Raw genomic sequence first — 4,158 nt, forward strand, 5'->3', positions numbered from 1 at the left:
GCTGCGCGCGATCGACCCTCCCCCTCCAGGGGAGGGTTGAAGCCTACGGCCTATGCTGACGTTCTCTTCCCCGGCGCGGGCCCCACATACCTCGCCCTCGGCCGTATCAATTTCCCGAACTGCAATTGCTCGCTGCTATGCGCGATCCAGCCGACGCTGCGGGCCATCGCGAACAAGGCGAGCTCGCTGCCGGCCGGCAGGCGCAGCGCGTGCACGAGGACGGCGAGGGCATAGTCGATGTTGACGAACTCGCCGGTGGCTTCCGCGATCCGCTCCGGCACCTCGCGCGTGAACTTGCGCGGCGCGCCGGCGCGCGACAGCGCGTTGAGCAGCGATTGCGCGCGGGGATCGCCGCGCTTGTAGACGCCATGGCCGAAGCCGGCAAAACGCTCGCCGAGCGCGACGCGCTCGCGCACGACAGGGGCGACGTCGCGATCGATCAGCGTCTTCACGAGCTGCGAAGCCAGCACGCCGGCGCCGCCATGCTTGGGGCCTTTCAGCGCGGCGAGACCGGCGATCACGGCATCGTAGAGGTTGAGGCCGGTCGAGGCTGCGCAGCGCGCGGTGAAGGTCGAAGCGTTCAGCTCGTGATCGGCGAGCAGCACCAGCGCGCGGCGGATCAGATCGGGGGCGTGCTTGTTGTCCGCCGCCCAGGCGCTTGCGATCTGCTGATGCAGCGGCCCGGATGACGGCTCCGAATTGAGCATGGTCGCGACGAGAAGACGGACGATGCGCCCGCCGACCATGGCGCGGCCATCGGGCGCGCGGGTGAACGCCCTGGGATCGACGCTCGCGGCCAGTGCGAGCACGGCGATGGCGCGGTCGATCGGCGCGGCGCGGCGCGCGGCTTGGGCGATCGTGCGCATTTCCTCGGAGAGCGCGGGCTGATTGTCGGGCGCGAATGGATCGACGTCGGAGACATCCCAGAGCAGCGTCGCGGTGTGCTCCAGCGTGTCGCTCTCGGAAAGATCGACGCAATTGACGCCGCGATAGATCGCGCCCTCCTCGGTGATGGTGGAGATCTCGGTGTCCATCACCGGCAGATCGGCATCGAAGCTGCGCAGGCCGCGCGGCTCCGGCGAGGGAACGCGGCGCTCCTTCAGCGCGCGGACGTCCTCGGCCCGGTAGCGGTTCTTGCGCGAGTCCGGCGTCGGCTCGGAGCGGATCAGGCCGCGGCTGACATAAGCATAGAGCGTGGCCGGGGAGATCGCGAGCTCGGCAGCGGCCTCCCGGGCCGAGAGGTAGAGACCCTCGGAATTATTCATATTGATTTATGTAATCAAGATTGATCAATCTGTCGAGAGGCCCGACCTTTCCGCTCCTGCAGTGCAACAAGGGAGATTGGGCCATGAACATCCACCTCACCAAAAGCCAGATCGGGCTGGACGGCGTTCCCGCGGCCGAAACCGTGCTGAGCCATGTCGATGGCGAGCGCGGCGAATTGATCATTGCCGGCGAGCACGTCGGACGCCTCGCCGCCGTCTCGAGCTTCGAGGGCGTCACCGCCCGGCTCTGGAACGGCGCCAGCAAGACCGCCCTCACCGAAGCCAATGTGCGCTCACACCTCGGCCTTGCGCGCGAGTGCGCCTTCGCGCGCCTGCCCGACCTGCTGCCGGCCACACGCGGCATGGGCGTCATCGACGGGTTTCGCGCGGCGGTCGCAGGACTTCGCGCCGAGCACGGGCTCGAGCACGAGGCGACCATCGTCGGCGCGTTTCCGGTCATCGCGGGTGCGCTGGTCCGGCGCGCCAAGGGGTTGGAGCCGGTCGCCCCCGATCCCGATGTCAGCCATGCCACCGACACGCTCCGCATGCTGCATGGGCGCGCCCCGGCGCCGCGCGAAGTCACCGCGCTCGATGCCTATCTCGTCACCGCCAGCGACCACGGCATGAACGCCTCGACTTTCACCGCGCGCGTGGTGGCCTCGACACAGGCCGATCTGTTCGCGGCGGTCACCGCGGGCTATTGCGCGCTCACGGGCCCGCTGCATGGCGGCGCACCGGAGCCGGTGCTGGAAATGCTGGACGCGATCGGCACGCGCGAGCGCATCCAGCCGTGGGTGGACGCGGCGCTCGCCCGCGGCGAGCGGATGATGGGTTTTGGCCATCGCGTCTATCGCGTGCGCGATCCGCGCGCCGACGTGCTCAAGACCGCGGTCGAGGCGCTCGCCTCCAACGGCACCGACCTGCCGTTTGCCGGCGAGGTCGAGGCCTATATCCGCGCTGCGCTGCGGAAGAAGAATCCCGAGCGGCCGCTGGAGACGAACGTGGAGTTCTTCACCGCGATCCTGCTCGACGCGCTGGCGATTCCGCGGCAGGCCTTCACGCCGATCTTCGCGGTGGCACGTAGCGCAGGCTGGACCGCGCATGCGCTCGAGCAGCGGCGGACGGGGCGGCTGATCCGGCCAAGCTCGTCCTATGTCGGGGTAATGCCTCAAGCTTGAGAGCGGATGTCTCCACGAATCCTGAAATCGTAGGTGGGCAAAGGCGCACTTTGCGCCGTGCCCACCATGTCCCTCTATCGCAAACAATGCGTGGGCACGCTTGCGCTTTGCCTACCCTACGAGACCGTTTTTGCGGAGGCTCCGCAACCGACATGCGACGAAAGGACTCATCGGCGAAGGGAACACGGAGGCTCGCGGCGCATTCATGCTCGCCCCCCACACCACTCTCTTCAGGGGCGAACAAGAAAAGGAATGATAATGAAGAAGCTCACTTGCGTCCTCGCTGCGGGAACCCTGCTCGCTCTCTCGTCACTCGCAGCACCAGCCAATGCGCTGCCGGCTCACCCCATCCCCAGCGCATCGGTTTCCGGGGACGTCGTGAACGCACGCTATCATTACGCTCCGCGAAGGGTCTGTACCGTCCGCACCGTCGTCACGCGCGGCTATCATGGACGCCGCATCGTCAAGCGCGTTCGCGTTTGCCGGAGCAGGTAACATTGACGGTGCCGTCCGCTTTCGGGCGGACGGCATCCAATCGCGGGAGCTGATGAGGCCTTAGGCCTCCCGCACCACCGTCTTCAGATAATTATACGCCTTGATGATCTCGATCAGGCGATCCTCGGTCGAGCGGTCGCCGCCATTGGCGTCGGGGTGGTGCTGCTTGACCAGCGCCTTGTACTTGCTCTTGACGTCGGCGAGCGTGGAATCGGGACCGAGGCCCATCACCTGCAGCGCCTTGCGCTCGGCGTTCATCACCTTGCGCGTCTCCGCCTTGGGCGCGGCTTCGGGGCCCTTGCGCCAGCCGGTGCGCCCGTTGATCTCGGCAAACATGTTGAGCGGATCGGACGCCATGTCGATCTCGGCTTCCGCACCCTTCTTGCCGCCATTGGCGCCCATCTTCCAGGTCGGGCGGTGGCCGGTCAGCGCGTCCTTCTGGTAGCGCGCGACGGCGTCGGCGTTCATGCCCGAGAAGAAATTGTAGTTCTGGTTGTACTCGCGCACGTGGTCGAGGCAGAAGTGCCAGTACTCGCGCTGGTTATCGCGGCCCTTCGGCGCGCGGTGCGCGCCCTTGTTCTGGCATCCGGCCCACTCGCAGCCGACCGCGGTGTCGCGCGGCTTCACTTCCGGCTGCTTGCCCCGCGGCTTCACGCGGATGGAGTCGAAGAACTTTGATGAATCGATTGGCATGGCTGACTTTGACTACGCAATGCAAAAACCTTCAAGTCTTGACATTGCAATTCGCCGCAAACCCGGCAATTAACGGGGCGTGATCTCTGCACCCGAATGGCACAACATGGCTATGCGCGACACTATCAGCAACAAGTTGCAGGAAGCTTTCACGCCGGAAAGCCTGCAAGTGGTCGACGAGTCACATTTGCATGAGGGCCATGCCGGCCATCGGCCGGGCGGGGAGACGCACTACCGCGTCTATATTGTAGCTGAGGCCTTCCAAGGGAAGAGCCGGGTCGACCGCCATCGCATGATAAATGCGGCGCTGGCCGCGGAACTCTCCGGCAGCGTGCACGCATTGGCGATCCAGGCCAAGGCGCCGGGGGAAGGGTGAGGCTGCTTACCCTCCCCTGGAGGGGGAGGGTCGCTACGCGTGAAGCGCAGCGCAATGCGTAGCGGGGTGGGGTGACGGTCTCTCTGCACTGAGCACTGCCCGAGTGGAGAGATCACCCCACCCCGCTCGCGCTACGCGCGATCGACCCTCC

Annotated in this window: 4 protein-coding genes; 2 read left to right on the top strand and 2 right to left on the bottom strand. The window is 66.4% G+C overall.

What is annotated here, in order from left to right:
* Nucleotides 1-50 precede the first annotated feature (50 nt).
* Complete coding sequence (locus tag Q0743_RS03545; RefSeq protein WP_298240213.1) at nucleotides 51-1,265, bottom strand: citrate synthase family protein; 1,215 nt, start codon at nucleotides 1,263-1,265, stop codon at nucleotides 51-53.
* Nucleotides 1,266-1,348: 83 nt separating this feature from the next.
* On the opposite strand from Q0743_RS03545, the gene Q0743_RS03550 reads away from it, so the two are divergent.
* A complete protein-coding gene (locus Q0743_RS03550) occupies nucleotides 1,349-2,443 on the top strand; it encodes a citrate synthase/methylcitrate synthase (RefSeq protein WP_298240214.1) in 1,095 nt (364 codons plus the stop codon).
* 555 nt (nucleotides 2,444-2,998) lie between these two features.
* Here Q0743_RS03550 and Q0743_RS03555 read toward each other — a convergent pair.
* Nucleotides 2,999-3,631 carry a DnaJ domain-containing protein gene (locus Q0743_RS03555; RefSeq protein ID WP_298240215.1) on the bottom strand — a complete coding sequence of 211 codons (633 nt, stop codon included), beginning with the start codon at nucleotides 3,629-3,631 and terminating at the stop codon, nucleotides 2,999-3,001.
* A gap of 106 nt (nucleotides 3,632-3,737) precedes the next feature.
* Between Q0743_RS03555 and Q0743_RS03560 the strand changes: the two genes are divergently transcribed.
* Entirely contained in the window at nucleotides 3,738-4,007 is a 270-nt protein-coding gene (locus Q0743_RS03560; RefSeq protein WP_298240216.1) for a BolA family transcriptional regulator, read from the top strand.
* Nucleotides 4,008-4,158: the final 151 nt, after the last annotated feature.

Source organism: uncultured Bradyrhizobium sp. (assembly GCF_936943645.1).
GTDB lineage: Bacteria > Pseudomonadota > Alphaproteobacteria > Rhizobiales > Xanthobacteraceae > Bradyrhizobium.

Excerpts from the sequence above, each read along its gene's own strand:
- Q0743_RS03545 (WP_298240213.1), bottom strand. The coding sequence starts at position 1,265 with ATGAATAATTCCGAGGGTCTCTACCTCTCGGCCCGGGAGGCCGCTGCC.
- Q0743_RS03550 (WP_298240214.1), top strand. The coding sequence starts at position 1,349 with ATGAACATCCACCTCACCAAAAGCCAGATCGGGCTGGACGGCGTTCCC.
- Q0743_RS03555 (WP_298240215.1), bottom strand. The coding sequence starts at position 3,631 with ATGCCAATCGATTCATCAAAGTTCTTCGACTCCATCCGCGTGAAGCCG.
- Q0743_RS03560 (WP_298240216.1), top strand. The coding sequence starts at position 3,738 with ATGGCTATGCGCGACACTATCAGCAACAAGTTGCAGGAAGCTTTCACG.